The organism is Pseudomonas sp. SWRI111 (genome assembly GCF_014268555.1).
Taxonomy (GTDB): domain Bacteria; phylum Pseudomonadota; class Gammaproteobacteria; order Pseudomonadales; family Pseudomonadaceae; genus Aquipseudomonas; species Aquipseudomonas hamedanensis.
In genome coordinates this window covers 65611-84059 of sequence record NZ_JABWQQ010000017.1, presented here as the reverse complement: position 1 = coordinate 84059, position 18449 = coordinate 65611, and the positions used below count along the sequence as shown (strand labels likewise).

General features: G+C 61.9%; 14 protein-coding genes. 5 read left to right on the top strand and 9 right to left on the bottom strand.

Annotation, left to right across the window (positions count from 1 at the left end; genetic code table 11):
• Window positions 1–43 precede the first annotated feature (43 nt).
• The 8 genes from HU755_RS19400 to tssB form a co-directional block, all read right to left on the bottom strand.
• Window positions 44–1015 carry a hypothetical protein gene (locus HU755_RS19400; RefSeq protein WP_186635581.1) on the bottom strand — a complete coding sequence of 324 codons (972 nt, stop codon included), beginning with the start codon at window positions 1013–1015 and terminating at the stop codon, window positions 44–46.
• Window positions 1016–1094: 79 nt separating this feature from the next.
• Window positions 1095–3635: a type VI secretion system ATPase TssH gene (gene tssH, locus HU755_RS19395; RefSeq protein WP_186635578.1), complete on the bottom strand. Its 2541-nt coding sequence runs from the start codon at window positions 3633–3635 to the stop codon at window positions 1095–1097.
• Between the two features lies 1 nt (window position 3636).
• Window positions 3637–4662, bottom strand: coding sequence for a type VI secretion system baseplate subunit TssG (gene tssG / locus HU755_RS19390; protein WP_186635575.1), 1026 nt, complete (start codon window positions 4660–4662; stop codon window positions 3637–3639).
• Window positions 4626–6419 (bottom strand): type VI secretion system baseplate subunit TssF, encoded by a 1794-nt coding sequence (gene tssF / locus HU755_RS19385; protein WP_186635572.1) that lies wholly within the window; start codon window positions 6417–6419, stop codon window positions 4626–4628. Before tssF ends, tssG begins: the two co-directional genes overlap by 37 nt.
• Window positions 6403–6846, bottom strand: a complete 444-nt coding sequence (gene tssE / locus HU755_RS19380) for a type VI secretion system baseplate subunit TssE (protein ID WP_186635569.1) — start codon at window positions 6844–6846, stop codon at window positions 6403–6405. The genes tssF and tssE overlap by 17 nt, the downstream gene beginning before the upstream one ends.
• Before the next feature lie 15 nt (window positions 6847–6861).
• Window positions 6862–7359 carry an Hcp family type VI secretion system effector gene (locus HU755_RS19375; protein ID WP_186635566.1) on the bottom strand — a complete coding sequence of 166 codons (498 nt, stop codon included), beginning with the start codon at window positions 7357–7359 and terminating at the stop codon, window positions 6862–6864.
• 281 nt (window positions 7360–7640) lie between these two features.
• On the bottom strand, window positions 7641–9119 hold the full coding sequence (gene tssC / locus HU755_RS19370; RefSeq protein ID WP_186635563.1) for a type VI secretion system contractile sheath large subunit: 1479 nt from the start codon (window positions 9117–9119) through the stop codon (window positions 7641–7643).
• Window positions 9120–9149: 30 nt separating this feature from the next.
• Window positions 9150–9692, bottom strand: a complete 543-nt coding sequence (gene tssB / locus HU755_RS19365) for a type VI secretion system contractile sheath small subunit (protein WP_186635560.1) — start codon at window positions 9690–9692, stop codon at window positions 9150–9152.
• 227 nt (window positions 9693–9919) lie between these two features.
• Between tssB and HU755_RS19360 the strand changes: the two genes are divergently transcribed.
• The 5 genes from HU755_RS19360 to tssA are packed head-to-tail and all read left to right on the top strand — an operon-like array spanning window position 9920 to window position 17426.
• Complete coding sequence (locus HU755_RS19360) at window positions 9920–10366, top strand: type VI secretion protein (RefSeq protein ID WP_186635557.1); 447 nt, start codon at window positions 9920–9922, stop codon at window positions 10364–10366.
• Window positions 10367–10411: 45 nt separating this feature from the next.
• The gene (tssK, locus tag HU755_RS19355) at window positions 10412–11743 is read left to right on the top strand and encodes a type VI secretion system baseplate subunit TssK (RefSeq protein ID WP_186635554.1); all 1332 of its coding nucleotides are present in this window, start codon (window positions 10412–10414) and stop codon (window positions 11741–11743) included.
• Window positions 11744–11761: 18 nt separating this feature from the next.
• A complete protein-coding gene (locus tag HU755_RS19350; protein ID WP_186635551.1) occupies window positions 11762–12526 on the top strand; it encodes a DotU/TssL family secretion system protein in 765 nt (254 codons plus the stop codon).
• The gene (locus tag HU755_RS19345; protein ID WP_186635548.1) at window positions 12523–16347 is read left to right on the top strand and encodes a type VI secretion protein IcmF/TssM N-terminal domain-containing protein; all 3825 of its coding nucleotides are present in this window, start codon (window positions 12523–12525) and stop codon (window positions 16345–16347) included. The genes HU755_RS19350 and HU755_RS19345 overlap by 4 nt, the downstream gene beginning before the upstream one ends.
• Window positions 16344–17426 carry a type VI secretion system protein TssA gene (gene tssA / locus HU755_RS19340; protein WP_186635544.1) on the top strand — a complete coding sequence of 361 codons (1083 nt, stop codon included), beginning with the start codon at window positions 16344–16346 and terminating at the stop codon, window positions 17424–17426. Before HU755_RS19345 ends, tssA begins: the two co-directional genes overlap by 4 nt.
• Here tssA and HU755_RS19335 read toward each other — a convergent pair.
• Window positions 17423–18391 carry a 2-hydroxyacid dehydrogenase gene (locus HU755_RS19335; RefSeq protein WP_186635541.1) on the bottom strand — a complete coding sequence of 323 codons (969 nt, stop codon included), beginning with the start codon at window positions 18389–18391 and terminating at the stop codon, window positions 17423–17425. The two genes, tssA and HU755_RS19335, sit on opposite strands and share 4 nt — an antisense overlap.
• Window positions 18392–18449: the final 58 nt, after the last annotated feature.

Sequence of the window (18449 nt, the reverse complement as noted above, 5' to 3'; positions counted from 1 at the left end):
CGCACAGCGGCAAGGGGAACACCATGAATCTGTACGTCGTTCGTTACACCAGGACGGCTACGGGCACGGCGACAAGGGGCGCAGGCCAGGTCACTGCATCCACTCTGCTGCCGCTGAACAGCAAGTTGAATCGAGGATTGGCGGTGTCGACTTTGCACATTTGCGGCGCCACGAGGGCGGGTGTGAACTGCGAAGGACAGGTGGAATCGGTCGCCGTGGTCGATGGGCGCTCATCTTCCGGGGTATGAAGTGAGGCGCCGTTGACGAGAATTTTCTTGTAGTTATCAATCCATTTCTGACAATTCTCACAGGCGGCTTTTTTGCCACCGAGGAAGATTTTGCTCTTTGAAAAATGACCTTCCACCATGCCCTTCGTTAAAAATTTGAGCAATGCCAATTCCGCGTGAACGTTCTCTTCACTGTTCTCGATCACGTTGACGGTTTGCGTACCGATACTGGCTAACGACGTGACGAGATGAAGGCCGCCGGTGGTGGTGTTTATTTTCTTCGGATCAATAGTTTTGCCCGCCAGTTTTTTATACAGCCACGCATGCGGAGCCTCGATGTCTTTTGGCAGACGGGTTTGAATGTCGACGATTCTTTTGATTTTTGCCGTTTGTTCTTCGGTCAGGGGCGCGGGGTTGAACGATGCATTGGCGGTGTGGACGGCACGGTAACCCTCTCGGTCCTGAGCTGAGTAAAAGTACTCCATACCCAGCGAATTCAAGGTCATGCTCGGCGCGCTGAAAATCTTGTGCGCTTTATACAAGAGCTGCATCAGGCTGCTGAGATTGGTGACGCCACACCGATTGAGCATACTGAGCACGCCTGCATGCTCGCGCGGGTTTGCTGCGATAAAAAGTCGTTCCTCGCCCTGGAAGAACGCGCACTGCACTTCCTGGATATCAAAAGCCCTGGATTGCTCGTAAGCATGGGTGACCCAGTTTTGCCCGCTGGCGAGCGAGCCCAGAATAATCGAGATCTTGGCCAGATCGTATTGATTGCTAAGCTCCATGCGTGTCGCCTTCTCTCTGTCATCAATAAAAACCTGCGCCTGCAGTGCTGTTGCTCTTGCTCTTGCTCATAGTGTTTCTCTACTCCAACACCCACTCCGCCAACTTCCCCGTCACCTGCGTCATCAACACATTCTCGATATCCCGCGCGCCCGCTGCGCTGCACTTGGCGAGCACCGCTTTGACAATCCCGGAATCAAACTCGAACTGCTTGCCGGTTGCCGCCTTGTAGCGGCCGCGCAACTTCTCAAGCTTGGCGAGCACAATCCCTTCCAGCGTCGCCTCATCCAGCGGCCGATACGCGACCACAGTCATGCGTGCCAGAAACGCCGGGCGGAAGGCTTGCAGGAGGACCTTATGCAGCGCTTCGTTGAAGGCTTCGCTGCCGAGTTGCGCGACCGGCGTATCAAGCAAAAGCTCAGCGCCGACATTGCTGGTGGCCAACATCACGGTGTTCTTGAAGTCCACCACCAACCCGGTGCCGTCCTCCATCAAGCCCTTGTCGAATACGTTGTAGAACGCTTCCAGCACATCCGGGTGGGCCTTCTCGATTTCATCCAGCAACACCACCGAATACGGTTTGCGCCGAACCGCTTCGGTCAGCACGCCGCCACTGCCGTAACCGACATAACCGGGCGGGGCGCCCTTGAGCTGGCTGACGGTGTGGGCTTCCTGGTACTCGGAAAGATTGATGCTGATCAGGTTGCGTTCGCCGCCATACAAGGCGTCGGCCAGCGCATAGGCGGTCTCGGTTTTGCCGACGCCGGTGGGGCCGACCAGCAGGAACACGCCGACCGGTTTTTGCGGGTCGGTCAGTCCGGCGCGATAAGCCTGTAAACGCTGGGCGATGGTGTTAAGCGCAGTGCTTTGCCCCATCACCCGTTGGCCCATGCGCTGACCGAGTGTGCGGACGGCGTGGGCTTCGTCAGCAAGCATTTTGCCGACGGGGATGCCGGTCCAGCCCGCGATGACAGCGGCGACGGTTTTGGTATCCACTTGTTCAGGCACCAGCGGATCGTCCTGGCGGATGGCATCCAGTCCAGCTTCAAGACGCAGCAACTCGCCAGCCAGATGATCGATGCGATTGTCGGTGGCCTCATCGGGTTTGTCGCTGTCGGCGCGTTCGCTCAAGGCCAGCAGTTCGCGGCGGGTGTCGAGCAGTTCGCGCACGGCCACGCGCTCTTCGCCCCAGCGGGTTTCCAGCTCGCGGATCGCTTGCACATTGGTTTTCGATTCATCTTCCAGCAGGGTGATGCGTTCCCTGTGATCCAGGCCGGTAGCCTGTTCACGGCGCAGGCGCTCGACCTCATCCTTGAGGCTGTTTTGCCGGTGGCGCAGGCTTTCCAGCGGTGGCGGCACGTCGTGCTGGCCGAGGGCGACGCGGGCGCACGCAGTGTCGAGGACGCTGATGGCTTTGTCCGGCAATTGGCGGCCAGAGATGTAGCGATGCGAAAGCTTCACCGCCTCGTGAATCGCGGCGTCGAGCACTTGCACGCCGTGGTGCTGTTCGAGTTTGGCAGCGACACCGCGGAGCATTTCCACGGCAGTGATTTCGTCCGGCTCTTCAACCTGCACCAGCTGGAAACGACGGGCGAGGGCCGGGTCTTTCTCGAAATATTTTTTGTACTCCATCCAGGTCGTGGCAGCGAGGGTGCGCAACTCGCCACGGGCCAGCGCCGGTTTCAACAGGTTGGCCGCATCACTGCCGCCCTCGGCACCACCCGCGCCAATCAGCGTGTGGGCTTCGTCGATAAACAGGATGATCGGTTTGTCGGCACTGCGCACCGCGTCGATCACGCCTTTCAAACGCTGCTCGAATTCACCTTTGACCCCGGCGCCGGCCTGCAACAAGCCGAGGTCGAGCACGCGCAGGCTGACTTCTTGCAACGACGGCGGCACGTCGCCCGCTGCAATACGCAAAGCCAGGCCCTCGACGACGGCGGTTTTGCCTACGCCGGGTGCGCCTACCAGAATCGGATTGTTCTGCCGGCGACGAAGAAGAATGTCGATGCACTGACGGATCTCTCCGTCGCGACCAACAATTGGATCGATGCGTCCGGCGTGGGCATCCGCTGTCAGGTCCTGAGTGTATTGATCCAGCACCGAGTCTTGCCGTGGCGCATTATTGCCAGACGACACAGAGCGTGGGCCGACATGCTCGCGCGAGTTTTCCGTCCACTCCAACAGGTTGGTGCGCAGGGCTTCCTTGGGGATACGCAGCAACGACGACGCACTGTTGAGCAGCAGGCTGCGGCGCTCATCTCGATCAAGCAGCGCCAGTAACAGCAGCCCCGAGCGGATGTTGTCGATGCCGAGCACACTGGCCTGTACCACCGCGTCTTCCAGCAATCCCAACGTGTGGGACGAGAGCGCTGGCGTGCGTGTGCTGCCAGCCTTGAACAGATCCAGCGCCTTGTTGATTTCCGCCGTCAGCGCATCCCGCTCAAGGCCAAAACGCGGCAGCAGAAAAGCAAAATCCCCACCCTCGATGTCGAGTAATTCCAGCAGCAAATGTTCGATCTCGACAAAGTGATGGCCGCGTTGCAAACACCGTTGCGCCGCGCGTTCGAGTGCGCGGCGGTTGTCCGGGTTGAGGCGTCCGATCAGGCTGGCCAGTTCCATGTCAGGTGATCTCCAGCTGACGAAGACGGGTTTCAATGGCTTGCACCGCGACGCTGGCCTGACGCTGCAAACCACCGTTCCAGCTCAGCAGCGCCGGGGCCAGGCGCCCCAGTTTCATCGGCCCGGCGCCACGCACCAGCAGCACCAGCTTCACGTCCAGGTCCGGGCCGAAATACAGCGCTGCAAGACTGGCCAATGCCGGGTGCATTTCGCCGTCTGGCAGAAAGCGTCCGGCTTGCGCCGAGGACAGAGGGCCGAGGGTCAGGCGAATCCCGGCGTGTTCATCCCACACCCGAGTACCGGCGACCGCGCTGCGACCGAGTTGCAGATTGCGTCCACCCGCTTTCATGACGCTGCGGCTGGCGGCTGGAATCTCTCGCCAGGCACCTTCGTAGGCGCTCAGCTCCACGGGCACGGAAAATTGCTCGCGGACAATCGCCGCGAACCCGGCCAGTGAGCGGCGGCCATCGGCATACAGCGCAGTACACGCCAGCACTGCACAATCGGGGACGGCTTGGCGTTCCTGCAAGGATTTGGGCAGCAACCCGGTCAGTGCACGCAATTGCGCCTGCACCGGCGAAGCACCCGGCGTGACGAACCCGAGGGCGATCCGGTGTTTGCGCATCACTTTGTACAGCAGACTCAGCAGGCGATGCTGAAACAGGTCGAGAAACTCGGCCGGCGCGTGATCCTTGGCCCGCGCCCGTTGTTGCAGCCATTCCTGATAGGCGTAGGGCAGGGGGCCGTCCGGGCCGCCGAGGCCGAACACAGGCGTGTCGAGGATCAACGGCTGGCCCGGCTCCTCGCGCAGGGCTTCGATCTGGCTGGCGGCAAACATCGGCGTCAATGGCCCGCGCAGTTTCACCGCTTCGGCCTGAGGCGCAGTACCGCTACCGAGCGAATCGGCTTGCGGCTGTTCCCGCTCCAGCAGCAACAGCGCCTGCAATAACTCGAACGCCTGCGGATCGCGGCGCAGGCGTTGGCTCAAGGTCAGAGCGACAGCGGCATGCCGGCTTGGGGTTGCCATGCCTTGACCTCCTTGTCGGACTGCATCAGGACTGTGCGCACAAAGCGATTGGCCGTGGCGTACACCGAAAAGAACTGCGCCAGTACCGCGCAAAACAGCACGGCGCTGCTGCCGACAAAATGCTGCGGATCGAGTTGCAACTGCACCTCAAGCCCATTACGCCAGCCGCGCCAGGCATCGGCGCCGACATGGCCGATCACGCGTTCGCAACGGAGGCTCAGCAAGCCTTCGATCTGCCGTAGCGCGCTGGCCTCATCGCGCAGGTTGTGCAGCAGCAGAATCTCTTTCAGGGCATCCAGCGCCTGCGGACCTTCAACCAGCGACAGGTGATTGAGGGTCAGTTGCGACACCAGCCGCCAGCGGGAATCGCCGTCCAGGCGCGGCAAACTCTGCGGGCTCGGCGGGTTGCGCAAACGCGCCCACGCGACCGGGCCTGGGCGTTCGAAACCCAGCGGGGTGCCCGCCGGCAAACTCTGCGCAAGATGCCGGTTAGTACAGAGCAGTTCTGCGGTGAGGCTGTAATCGGGTAGATCGGTTTGCGGCTCGAAACGGGTGTCGACCACGCTGACCAGCAAGTCGCTGCCCAGCCGGTTGGGTGTCATGCCGCTGACGCGCCGCGCATGCCAGTAACGCTGTTGATCGCCGCCGCTGTGCTGACTGCCGTAGTAGGCGGGCAGCCTTTGCACGCCAGCACTGGAGCTTGAGCGCATGCCGCGAATGCTATGAATTTCGACGCTGTTTTCGCGGTGGCTGTCGGCGATCAAGCGGTATTCGCTGCGGGTACCGTCGGGACGCAACGGCTCCGATGTGCGTGGGAACAGATTGATCACCGGTGCGCAACCGAGGGCAATGTCACTGGCCTGTAAATGCAGGCGACTGCCGGGAGCGCGGTCAAACACGATGTACAGGTACAGCGTTTGACTGTCGCTGGTGACACCGCTCAGCGGCAGGTCGAAAAAATGAAATTTGTCCGGGAAGGCAAAGTATTCGGCGAGCAGGCGCATGCCCGGGTGCACGCCATCCTCATCGGGTAGCAGCACTTCGTCGTCGCTGAAGCCGACGATTTTCGGCAAGCCTTTTACCGCCACCGGCACACTGCCCGGCGACCCCGCCAGCACTTGCACGGCGTGCGCGCCGAGCAGGTCATACAGGCAGGCATTGATTACCGGCGAGGCTGCCAAATGAATGCGCAGTTGTTCGATGGCAAGCGTTGACCATTGGCTGTCGTCCAGGCAACGCAAACTCAGGCGCAATGCTGAGCGCGACTGCGCCACACCGGTCAGGGCCTGTGCTTCGTCGCTGCCCAGCAGCAACGCTTCGCTGACCACTATGGGCCACAGATTCACTGCCGCCGAGGTGCGAAAGTGAATGCTCTGGCCCTTGTCGGTGGTGACGAACAGCGGTGTGTCGCGGGGCAGCGGATAACCGCCATCAAGGTTGCCCTTGCTCGGGTCCGGCTCGAACTGGACGATGGCGCACGATGGCAGCGGACGCATCGCCAAGGGATAAAGCTGTTCCAGCAGCGCATCGCTGAACTCGGCGTAATCGTCATCGAGGCGCCGTTGCAGACGCGCCGCCAGCAGCGCAAAACCTTCGAGCAGGCGCTCGACATGCGGGTCGGGGCATTCGCCGGGTGACAGTTCCAGGCGCCGCGCGACTTTCGGATAGCGCTCGGCGAATTGACTGCCGGCATGGCGCAGCCAGGTCAGTTCGCGTTGGTAATAGTCGAGCAGTTGCGGGTCAATCGAGTCGCTCATGGCGCACCTCCAGCCCTTGACCGCCGGGCTCGATGACAAACGCTACCGGCCAGTGTTGCTGACCGCTGCGCAACTCGCCGAGCAGGCGAATGCTCATGCGTTGCGGCTGATCGGGCAGGGGGTTGATCTGAACTTCGGCGAGCTCCAGACGCGGTTCGAACCAGGTGATGGCTTCGCGAATATCGCGCGCCAGGCGACGACGGTCATCGCTGCGCTGTTGTTGCAAAGCGCTCCAGTCAGCGATGCCGTAGTCGATCACGCTGGGTGGCTGGGTCAGTGTGCGCGGACCACGCCGGGTATTGAACAGGCGCCCGAGCTCGGTGTGTACCGAGTCGAGCAAGTCCTGCCGGTCGAATGTCCGTACGTCGTCGGCCTCGCTCGAAGCGAGGCGTTCGAACAGCGGGGGGAGCATGCCGGTGCCTGCCATGGCCGCGACGCCGGCTTAGCTGACAAGCTTGTTGGCGGCCATGTCCCAGGTCGATGCGGCCGTGCCTTCCTTGGTGCCGTCGTCTTTCTGCGCGGTGAGCTCCCATTTGATCTTGGTGAAGTTCAGCGACAGGGTCTCCACGGGTTTGCCGCCGGTGCCGCCGCTGACACTGACGTTGGACAGCACGACATTGGTCAGGGTGTAGACGATGAAGGGCATCAACTGCCCACTGCCTTCGGCGGCGTTGCGCCCGACGGTGATTTTCGCTTCAGGGATCGGTTTACCGGCACAGCAGTACTCGTTGAGTGACGGTGTCGAGCTGTCGACGAACTTGGTCAGGGTGAACTCGCCGATATGCGGTTTACCGGAGGTGCGTTCCGAGTTGCTGACGTCGTTGGTCACTTGCATCGCGACGTTGTGGCTGTAGGACATGACTTCGATCTTATCCGCAAAACCTTCGAGCAGGCTGTCGCCTTTGATGTCGCCGCCGAGGTCGAGAATGATTGCATCCATCGCTTGAAACTCCTGAAGAAAATCACATTAGGCAAATGGGCCGGACACTGATCTGTAAAACTGAATACTGATGTGCAAGAGTGAAGCCGGACCTGTGGCAAGGGCACTGTGGTGAAACACTGTGGCGAGAGACTGTGGTGAGTGACTGTGGCGAGGGGATTTATCCCCGCTGGGGCGCGCAGCGGCCCCGCTTTTTCAGGGCCGCTGCACAGCCCAGCGGGGATAAATCCCCTCGCCACAAAAGCCCGTCACCTCAGGCAGCAACACAAAAGTCCATCACCTCACGCAGCAACCGGCGGCGGCAAGGTTGCCACCAGACGGATCGACGCGGTCAGCTCTTCCAGTTGGAAGTGCGGGCGTAAAAACACCGTCGCCCGATAGGCGCCCGGCTTGCCGGCCACCTCGGTGACGTCCACCCGCGCTTCGCGCAGCGGGTACTGCGCCTTGATCTCCTGCGGCGCGTTGTCGTTGATCAGCACGTAGTCGGCTATCCAGTTGTTGAGGTAGGTCTGCACGTTGTCGCGGGTCATGAAACTGCCGACCTTGTCGCGCATGATCACCTTCAGGTAATGGGCGAAACGCGAGGCCGCCAGCACGTACGGCAACATCGCCGAGATCCGCGCGTTGGCGTTGGCCTCATTGGTGTTGTAAACCTTGGCCTTGTTGGTGCTCTGGCCGCCGAAGAACACCGCAACGTCACTGTTTTTCTTGTGGCACAGGGCGATGAAACCGAGGTCGTTGAGCTCTTTTTCGCGGCGATCGGTAATCGCCACTTCGGTCGGGCATTTCAGCGACAGGTCGCCTGAGCTGGTGCGGAAGGTATGCGCTGGCAACCCTTCGACCGCGCCGCCGCCTTCAGCACCGCGAATCGCCGCGCACCAGCCGTACTTGGCGAACGCCTCGGTGATGCGTTGCGACAGTGCCCACGCAGCGTTGCCCCAGAGGTATTTGCTGTGGTCGGTGCCGTTGACGTCTTCGACGTAGTTGATGCCTTCCACCGGCGAGGTGTCAGGACCGTAAGGCAGGCGCAGGAGGAAGTGCGGCAGCACCAGCGAGACGTAGCGCGAATCTTCGCTTTCGCGAAACGAGCGCCACTTGATCAACTCCTGGCTCTCGAACACCTTCGACAGGTCACGCGGCACGGCCAGTTCGGTGAAGCTGTTCATGTCGAACAGGCGCGGGCTGGCGGCGGCGATGAAGGGCGCGTGAGCGGCAGCGGCAACGTTCGAGAGTTTTTCCAGCAGGCCGATATCCTGCGGATGACGGCCGAACGTGTAATCGCCGACCAGCAGGCTGAACGGATGCCCGCCGAAGGTGCCGTATTCCTCTTCGTAGATCTTCTTGAACAGCGCGCTCTGGTCGAATTCGACGGCTTTTTCCAGATCGTTCTGCAGCTCTTTTTGCGTGACGTTGAGCAGGCGCAGTTTCAACCGGCTGCTGGTTTCGGTGTTCTGCACCAGCAGGTGCAAGCCGCGCCACGAGGCTTCGAGTTTTTGCAGGTCGGGGTGATGTAACACCTCGTTGAGCTGGGCACTGATCAGCTGGTCAATCTGGCTGATGCGGTCGTTGATCATCGCCACGGTGTCCTTGTCGATGGCCATGCCTTCGTCGAGAACCTGAGTGGCGAACTCCGCGAGCATGTCGCGGGCGTAATCCTGCTGACTGTCATCGTGGGCCATACGGCCTTCGAGGATGATCTGGTCGAGCAGGGACAGGGTTTGGGTTGCACCTTCACTGGCTTGTTTCTGCGCGGCGGGCATGGCGAATTCTCCCCTCGGTGGAATGGACGATCAGGCTTGCGGTTCGGCCGGCGTCTCGGCATCAGCAGCCGGGACAGCGGTGTCCGGGCGAGCCGATTTGATTTCCTGCAAGCCTTCGGTGTTGGCGATGACGTCGCGCAACAGCTTGTCCAGGTCATCGTTGCCGTCGAGTTTGGTCAGCAGATCGCGCAAGCGCTGGCGTGCTTCGAACAGGCGCCGCAGCGGCGTGACCTGTTCCACCACCTTGACCGGGTCGAAGTCGTCGATGTGTTTGAAGTTGAGTTCGATGTTGAGCTTGCTGTCGTCGCCGCTGAGGGTGTTGTTGACCTGCAGGGTGGCGCGCGGGCCGATCGAGGCGAGCACCTCGTTGAAATTATCACGGTCGATTTCGGTAAAACGTCGCTCGGTCAGTTTTGCCAATGGCTCCAGCGGTTTGCCGGAGAGGTCGGCGAGAATCCCGACCACCAACGGCAATTCCTTTTTCTCGATGGCATTACCGATTTCGACGTCGTAGGTGATTTGCACACGGGGCGGACGCACCCGGTCGAGCTTGTGCTGAGTACTTTCTGCCATGTCGGCGAACTCCGATGCGATGAGCGGGCGCAATGCATCGGGGTGGCCCGTTCATCGCTTTCCCTTGCTGGACCGTAGGTTAGAAAGGGAGGCAGATGACCTGTCGTTCCTTTGACAAACCTTCCTCATTCGGCTGTAGGAACCGAACTACCCAAGAAGCTAGAACAGGTCTATAAAAAAGCAAGGAAAAACATTTTTGGACAAGTTCAAGAAAAGGAAAATTCATTTTGTATCGACGACTTTTTTTAACGTGGGTGTTTTTCTTGCTCGCGGGGTGCTCGTTGTTCGGACCGAAAGTCGGACTCGACAGCCTGACCCTCGACGTCGCGCCCAAAGCCAATGACGACACGCCGATTGCCGTGGACTTCATCGCGGTGGCCGATCCCGACCTGCTCAAACAGCTGTCCGGCATCAGTGCCAGCCAATGGTTTGCCGGGCGCGAGCAGTACCAGCGCGACTATCGTCAGTTGATGAGTGTGTGGGGGCTGGAACTGGTGCCGGGGCAATTTATCGACCGCCAGCCGTTTCCGTTGGGGGGCAAGAAGGCTGCTGGACTTTTGGTCTTCGCCAGCTATAACACACCCGGAGCGCACCGCTTGCGGCTCGACGATCAGAGTGAAGCGTGGCTGAAGTTCGACAGTCGCGAGATGACTCTGGTCAGCCAGGAAAACTGAAAATACCGTTTGCCGCCGGTTCGCGGCGCAGTCGAAGGGAGTCGTATGAGTCTGCTACCTGACGCGGTCTGCTGGCACGAAGGCATGCAGTTGCTGCCACAGCACTTTCAGTTGCAAGGGCTGCGGGCCGAAGCGCTCGGTGCGCACCTGGCGCAGGCGTGCAACCCGTGGTTCTGGGGCGTCAGCCATCTGGCGTTCGATCCCTCGGCGCTCAGCGGTGGGGTGGTGCGGGTGTTGTCCCTGCAAGGCACGATGCCCGATGGCTTGCCGGTGGACCTGCAGGCCGGTATCGGGCCGACTCTGGAACTGGATGTCAGCGCCGCGATCGACGCCTGCGACGATGCCACGGTCACGGTGTACCTGGCGATCAGTCCGCTGTGGCGGGCCGGGCAATTGCTGCCGCTCAAGGGGCGCTTGCAGTCGATGGTCGGCGCCGCGCTGCCGGACCTGACCAGTGGCGAGTTTCCTGAATCGATCACGGTGTGGCGTCCCAACCCGCGGCTGTGCACGCAACTGAACAAAGCCGACTCGATCTGCCTGCCGCTGCTGAAAATCCGCAAGGAGGGGGGCGGTTATCTGCCGCTGTCTTACACACCGCCAACCCCCATCCTGTTGCCCGAATCTGTGCTGGGTCAGCGCGTCGCCGGTCTCTGCGCACGGGCACGGGAGAAGTGTCTGTTTCTCGCTGGCCGTCTGCGTCAGGCGCAGCAGGCCGGCAATCAGGACGATGCGCTGGAGATCCGTCGGCAGTTGACCGCATTGTGGGCGCGCCTGCCGGAAGTCGAGGGCGCGCTGAGCAGTCGCGTCGCGACCCCGCAGGCGGTTTACGGGCTGCTGCTGGGGCTGGCCGGCGCGTGGTCGGCGCTCGATCCGCTGGCCGGTGTGCCGGCGTTTTCCGCGCTGGATTTCGTCGAATTGCAGCGCGGTTTCGATGCGCTGCTGCAATGGCTGGAAACCACCCTTGAGCTGATCCGGGCCGGCTATCGCAGCCTGCCGTTCGAACGTGGCGAACAGAGCTTTTCCATTCAATTACCCAATGAGCAGCCGAGCCAGCGTCTGGTCATCGGGTTGCGCATGCCCAACGGTGCCAGCGAGCAGGCGGCCAGTGATTGGCTGCGCGCGGCGATCATCGCCTCGGCGCCGCACATTGCGCTGCTCAGCCGTCAGCGCATGAGCGGCCTGGCCCATCAGGCGATGAGCCGCAGCGAGCAAGTCGCCTACAGCGTCGGCGATGACACGCGGCTGTTTGTGGTGACTGCCGAAGGGGCCTGGTTTGACGCGCAACTGCCACTGATGATCGCCGCGCCCGCCGCAAAACTGACGAGCAGTCCCTGGCAAGTGGTGCTGTTTGTCGCCCAGCACAGTGAAAGTGCCTGATCACACAAGGAACGCCGTATGTCGCAAGGAAGTGCCGCAAGCCTTGGGTTGCAGGACGCACCGTTGAGCAGCGCGTTCCGCCAGACCTGGCAGCAGTGGCAACAGGACTGGCTGCATTTGCCCAAGGACAGCGAAGACGATGTGGCGCTGGTGGAAACCGTGGTCGAACTGTCGACGCAAGCCTCCCAGCGACTCTGGCGAACGGCGTATTCACGGGTCGGCGATTCCGCGACCGAGCAGGTCAAGGCGCTGGTGTATGCGTTCGTCGCCCTGGTCGACGAAACCCTATTGTTCACGCCATGGCCGGGACAAGCGGCGTGGCAGGATAAACCGCTGGAGTCGCGTCTGTACGCCAGCCGTCAGGCGGGGGAGCAAGTGCCGGCGGCGATCCAGACTTTGCTTGAGGAGCAGCAACCGACCGCGCGCGATCTGGCCAACGTGTATTTGCAGTGCCTGATTCTTGGTTTTCACGGTCGCCTGCGGGGCGAGCACAGTCAGGCGCAACTGGAAAAATGGCGGTTGGCGCTGTACCGATTTGCCTGGCAGGACGAGGCCAGCTACGAAGGCGTCAGTCAGCGTCTGGTGCAACCGTCCCTGGCCACACCGTTGCAACTGCCGGTGCGCACGATTTTGCCGGACGGCTTGCGTCTGGCGCTGGGCATTCTGGCCATGGTGCTGCTGCTGACCGGGCTTGGTCAGTGGTTCTGGCGTGACATTCGTGCGCAGCTGGAGCCGGTGCTGCAAATCACCGAGTCGATGGGCGTTGCGGAGCCAGACGAATGAGCACCCTGACGATCGTCGCATGGGTCGCCGCGCTGCTGGTGTTGCTGCTGATCACCGCCGTGGCCGTGTGGTGGTTGCGCACTCGCAGCGGTGCGGCGGTGCGCAGTTTTTACACGTCGGTGCGGCACATGGAGCAAGAACAGGGTAGCCACGATCGTTATCAGTTGCCCTGGCTGCTGATGCTCGGCGATGAAGTCCAGGGTACGCAACTGGTCAGCCAATGGCGTCTGCAACCCACCGACAAACCGGCGTGGTTCGGCCGCTGGTGGTCGGACCCCGAAGGCGCGGTGCTGGTGGTGCCGCAAGCGCTGTTTCTGCCCGAGGACGGCATGCATTTGCAGCGCGGTGGCTGGTGGCGGTTGCTCGGCCTGATCCTGCGCCTGCGCAGCAAACGGCCGCTGGATGGCGTGGTCTGGCTGGTGCCGGTCAGTCGTCTGAGCGACCTGGAACAGGCCGCGAACCTCGGTCTGGCCGCACGCCGGCGCTTCATCGATCTGCTGCAACGCTTCGGCTTGAGTGTGCCGGTGTACGTGATTGTCACCGGCCTGGACGAATTGCCGGGCTTTCAGGCGCTCATCAGCGCTTTGCCCGAAGAGGCCCGTGAGCGCACGTTAGGCTGGTCGTCACCCTACGCGCGCGATGCGCTGTGGCAAGGGCAATGGAGCGATCAGGCACTCAATCAACTCCAGCGTGCCGTGGCCGAGGCGGTCATCGAAATCGGCACCTTGTCCGGACAGTTGAGCGCCGATCTGTATGCCTTGCCGGAACGTCTGGAAACCCTGCGCCGTGGTTTGCAAAGTGTTCTGGAACCGGTGTTTCAGGGCAATGCCCAAGGGGAGGCGCCGTGCTTTCGCGGCGTCTATTTCAGCGCCAGTCAGGCCCCGGAGACCGCCCGGGACGGGGTCTATGCCGACGACCGTGCTTTGCAGCAAAGCGTGTTCGTGCGCCAGTTGTGGCGCCAGCGTCTGGTCGGCGAGCGCGGGCTGGCGCAAGGTGTGCCGCGGCTGTTGCGCTTGCGTCAGCGTTGGCAGCGCTTGAGCGCCGGCGTGGCGCTGGTGGTTGGCGTGCTGTGGGCGGTGGCGATGCTGTGGGTCTGGCAGCAATCGGTCAAGGATGCCCATGAGCTGGCGCGGCTGATGCAGAGCGCGCAAAAAAGCTATGTGGCCGTCACCGATGACGCCCATCGCGTCGAGCCGACCCGGCGCAACGTACAAAGTGTCTGGCGCGTGCTGGAGCGGGCGCCGCGTTGGCGCTATGCCTCGCTGGTGTTGCCGACCTCGTGGTTTTCCGCCTTCGACTCACAGCTCGAGCAGCAAGTATTGCGGTCTACTCAGCGCCATGTGCTGCTGCCATTGCACGAACTGCTCGGCGCCGAGCTGAGCAAACTCAAAGCGATACGTCCCACCGATCGGCGCAGCAGCGTCGAGAGTGAAGACCCGGCGCAGTGGCAGAGCTATCAGAAGGCTACGGATCTGGTAGAGCGTGCGTTGCGCCTGGAACAGCAAAACCTATTGTTTGCCCAGGTGCAGAACAATCAGCGCACGCCGCTGGATGATCTGGTGCAATTGAGCAACAACGCGCTGTCGCTCAATCTCAATGTCGGAGCCCTGGCTCATGCGGCCTACTACAACCGGGTGTTGGCCGCGGGCAATGGCGACGAGTTGCAGGCGCTGGATTTGAGCGCTGAGCGGCCGCTGATCGAAAGCAACTTTTCCGCACTGATGCAGCGCTGGCTCGATCAGTATTTCCTCGCCGACAACTTCGTCAGCAAGGCCGGTTACCTCAAGCTGCACCTGGAGCGCCTGGAGGTTGGCAGCGGCAACAGCCTGCGTGAACTGGAAGATTTGCGCGCGCTGATCGAAGACTTGCAGGCAGCGGTTGCCCTGACCAACTCGACGTGGAGCCGCGGCAAAGGCCAGGAGCTGGTGCCGGGATATCGCGATTTTCTTGAAAAAGTGCGCAAGAGCAGCCTGCTCGGCCCGGGCGTCGAGCAGCAGCTGGACCGGCAGGCAGGCAAACTGCAGCAGAGTTTTCGCGACCAGTGGATCGCTCAGGTCGGCTCGCGCGGCAACTTGCTGATCCAGCAGGGCAGTGGGCAACTGGCGCTGCAAGAACAAGTGATCAAACTCAACAACGCCGTGCAGGCCTTGTTCAAGCGCGACTTCGTTTCGCTCGCCCTGCGCGCCAGTCAAGACAACGTGAACCTGGAAGGCCAGACCGTCGATGGCGATGACCTGAATACCTCGCTCAACTATTACGCCAGTTACAAAAGCTATATCGCTGAAGAGCTGCCGCGCATTCCACCGGCCTATCGCCAGGCCTTGCTGCAAACGGCCGAAAGCGCCGCCGCCCAGGCGATGTGGCTGAGTCTCAAGGATCACAACGATCAGACCCACCCCTTTGAGGTATTCAATGTGCAGGCCGAACAAGCCATGGCCCTGCAAAAAGCCTTCGTCGAGGTGCACCGCAGCGATCTGGCAACGCGGCTGCAAGGCGCGCTCAACCGCCGCGCCCTGGCGCAGATTGTCAGCGGTCTGGATGAAATTACCGAGCAACCGCTGTTCGGCGGTCGGGCAGAAATCAGTCAGTGGGACGGCTCGAAGAACCTTGGCCTGCAACTGTACGCCGCCAGCGATGTGCAGGACTTGAAGCTGAGCCTCAAGCAGCAGTTCAACACCATGCTCGGCATCACTGAACGTCGGCAGTCGGCCCTGCAGTGGTTGCTGACCCAGCAGGGCGCGTTGTCGGCGCTCGACTACGAGCGCGTCACCCAGTTCAGCGCGCTCAATGAGGAACTGCTCAAGTACAAGGATGCCAACCCGGCCAGTGCACCCGCGCAGATTGAACAACTGGTCAGTCGGGATTTTGTCGAGATGGACACGAGCTCCTGCGTCCAGACGCTACAGACCGCCAATGTCGCCGGAGGGCGCGGCACGCTGGCGATGCGTGCGTTGGAGTTGCAACAGTCGGCCCTGCAGCGTTGCCAGTTTCTGCAACAGCGTCAGGCAGCGGCCGCCTGGAATGAGCTGGCCAATTATTTCAATCAGTACCTGGCCGACCGCTTTCCGTTTGCCAACGGTGTGCAGGCGCAGGATGCCGATCCGGCGCGGGTCCAGCATTTCCTCGACATCATTGAAAAGCGTCTGCCTGTCGCGCAGGCCGGGCTGGTATTGAGCCAGACACCCGAGCGGTTGGCAGCACAGGATTTCCTCAATCGTCTGCAACAGGCGAGCACCTGGCTGACACCGTTGTTTGTGCGCGACAAAAGCGGCCTGCTCGGCGTCGAACTGGAGGTGCGCTGGCGTACCGATCGCGATGACGAGAAGGGCGCCGATCAAGTGATCGCCTGGGGTCTGCTCGCCGGTAGCCAGCAGATCAGCTATCCGGTACCGGCCGAACAAGCGAATTTGCGCTGGCTGGTCGGCCAGCCGATCCGGCTGTCCCTGCGTTGGGCCCGTAATGGCAAGGAACGCCCGGTCAATGATCCGCTGCAACCGAACCTGGTGGTGCGCGATCTGGAGGCTGGCTGGGAATATGGCGGGCCGTGGTCGTTGCTGCGGCTGATGCGTGCGCACTATTCGGTACAGCGCCAACCGAGCATGGATTACACCGATTTTCCGCTGACATTGCGCCTGCCCGTGACGGCGTCTACCGACAGCGTCACCAGCGAATTTACCCGCATGTTCGTGCGCCTGTCGTTGATGAGCCAGGGCTCGAAATTACCGCTGGCGATTACCCCGTTACCGACCCGCGCGCCGCGTTCACCGTTTCAGCTGACCGGTAGCACCGCCGCCCTTGAAGCGCAGAAGGAGGATATGTGAGCCTGCCGTCGACGACCTTGCCGGACCTGATGGATCAGTTGCTCGCACCGATCAGCGAACAGGCGCCCTGCGGTGTCGATCTGCGCTATGAGCGCGAGTTCGATCAATTGCGCGACTTGCGCCGCGAAGACGACGCCAGCCTGCCGACCGGGGTCTGGCAGTCGACGCTCAAGCGAGCGGACTGGCCGCAAGTCGAGAGGCTCACCACTACTTTGTTGCTGGAACGCAGCAAGGATTTGATGCTCAGCGCCTGGCTCGGCGAAGCGTGGCTGCACCTGCAAGCGCTGGATGGGCTGCCAGGCAGCCTGGCGCTGATCAGCGGTCTGTGCGAGCGTTTTCCCGAGGATGTGCACCCGCTGGCCGAAGAGGGCGATCAGTCGTGGCGGGTGATTCCGCTGGAGTGGCTGGTGCGCCGATACACTGAAGTGTTGCTGACACGCGTGCCGTTGTTCGGTGCCGGCAACAGCGATTTTGAAGCCTGTACCCTGGAAGTCTGGCGGCGCTTGCAGATTCAGCAAGTGCAGGCCAACGACAGCAAAAATGCCAAAAGCTCGGCGGAAGCCGCGCGCAACCAACAGAAAAAACTCAGCGATCAGATCCGCGCCACGCCGCTGGCCTTCTGGCTGCGCACGCAGGGCAATCTGCTGCTGAGCCTGCAACACCTGCAACGGTTGGAAAACTGGTGCGAGGCGTATCTGGGAGAGCAGGGACCGGGGTTGCGTCCCTTGCAGGACACCATTCAAGCGCTGCTGACCCTGGTTCAGGAGTTTATTGCCATGCACCCTCAACAACCGGCAGCGCCGGCACCCCAGCTCGAAACACCGGCCGCCATGACGCAGCCTGAAGCGCCGGCAGCGGTGGCCCAGGCTTTGCGCGAGCCGGCCAGCCGTGTCGAGGCGTATCGGCAGTTGCTGCTGATCGCCGAGTACCTGGCCCGCACCGAACCCCACAGCCCGGTGCCGTACCTGATCCGGCGCGGGGTCGAATGGGGCAATAAACCGTTGAGCGAGTTATTGGGGGAGTTGATCAGCGCCGATGCCGAATCGCGGCGGTTGTGGACCTTGCTCGGTGTGCTTTAGTGCACACGCTGGTCGTTGAGCCTGGGCGGCAGTGTGATGGGCGTCAGTACCGGCTCGCCGGAAAAGAACGCCATAAGATTTTTGCCCACCAGTTCCACCGTGCCCTGGGTGGCTTCCGGTGACAGGCCGGCGACGTGTGGCGTCAGCAGCACGTTGCTCAGGGTTTTCAGCGCATCCGGCACGTGCGGCTCGTGGTCGAACACATCCAGCGCGGCGCCGGCGATCCGCCGTTGCTCGAGCGCGCTGATCAGGTCCGCCGTGGCGATCACGCTGGCCCGGGCAATGTTGACGATAAAACCGTTCGGTCCGAGGGCGTCCAGCACCGTGCGGGTCACCAGATGCTGGGTGCCGAGTCCGCCGGGGGTGGCGACGATCAGGAAGTCCGCAGCCCGCGCCAGCTCGGTCGGTGTCGAGCAGAAGGCATAAGGCACATCGCTGCGCATCTGGCGGCTGTGATAGCAGATCTGCATATCAAAGCCCAGGGCCGCGCGTTTGGCGATTGCCATGCCCACCGCACCCAATCCCAGAATGCCCAGGCGTTTGCCGGCCAGCGACGGACGCATGATCTTCGGCCATTCACCGCGGCGAACGGCAGCGTCGCAACGCGCAATGTCACGCACCAGCGCCAACAGCATCGCCATTGCATGGTCGGCTACCGAGGACGCGTTGACGCCGGCCCCGTTGGTGACGGTAATGCCGCGGTCGCTGGCCGCTTGCAGGTCGACTTGCTCGTAACCGGCGCCGATCACCGTGATGATTTTCAGCGCGGGCAGGGCGGCGATTTCATCGGCGTTCAGGCCCAGCGGGCCACGGGTCAGCACCGCATCGATGCGACTGCCGTGGGTGACGATGGCTTGCGCACGCTCGGCCGGCGTAGGGGCGAGAATCAGGTGAAAGCCTTGACGTTCGAGAATCGGCAGATAGTCATTGATGGTTTCAACCAGTACCAGAACGGTTGCGGGCATTGCGCGGCTCCTGTGATCGGCGGCGGGGGATGGTCGCGAAAGTCATTCAGAGTGCTGA

Bases quoted from the DNA above. Each gene is read 5' to 3' on its own strand.
- HU755_RS19400 (WP_186635581.1), bottom strand. From the start codon at position 1,015: ATGGAGCTTAGCAATCAATACGATCTGGCCAAGATCTCGATTATTCTG.
- tssH (WP_186635578.1), bottom strand. From the start codon at position 3,635: ATGGAACTGGCCAGCCTGATCGGACGCCTCAACCCGGACAACCGCCGC.
- tssG (WP_186635575.1), bottom strand. From the start codon at position 4,662: ATGGCAACCCCAAGCCGGCATGCCGCTGTCGCTCTGACCTTGAGCCAA.
- tssF (WP_186635572.1), bottom strand. From the start codon at position 6,419: ATGAGCGACTCGATTGACCCGCAACTGCTCGACTATTACCAACGCGAA.
- tssE (WP_186635569.1), bottom strand. From the start codon at position 6,846: ATGGCAGGCACCGGCATGCTCCCCCCGCTGTTCGAACGCCTCGCTTCG.
- HU755_RS19375 (WP_186635566.1), bottom strand. From the start codon at position 7,359: ATGGATGCAATCATTCTCGACCTCGGCGGCGACATCAAAGGCGACAGC.
- tssC (WP_186635563.1), bottom strand. From the start codon at position 9,119: ATGCCCGCCGCGCAGAAACAAGCCAGTGAAGGTGCAACCCAAACCCTG.
- tssB (WP_186635560.1), bottom strand. From the start codon at position 9,692: ATGGCAGAAAGTACTCAGCACAAGCTCGACCGGGTGCGTCCGCCCCGT.
- tssK (WP_186635554.1), top strand. From the start codon at position 10,412: ATGAGTCTGCTACCTGACGCGGTCTGCTGGCACGAAGGCATGCAGTTG.
- HU755_RS19350 (WP_186635551.1), top strand. From the start codon at position 11,762: ATGTCGCAAGGAAGTGCCGCAAGCCTTGGGTTGCAGGACGCACCGTTG.
- HU755_RS19345 (WP_186635548.1), top strand. From the start codon at position 12,523: ATGAGCACCCTGACGATCGTCGCATGGGTCGCCGCGCTGCTGGTGTTG.
- HU755_RS19335 (WP_186635541.1), bottom strand. From the start codon at position 18,391: ATGCCCGCAACCGTTCTGGTACTGGTTGAAACCATCAATGACTATCTG.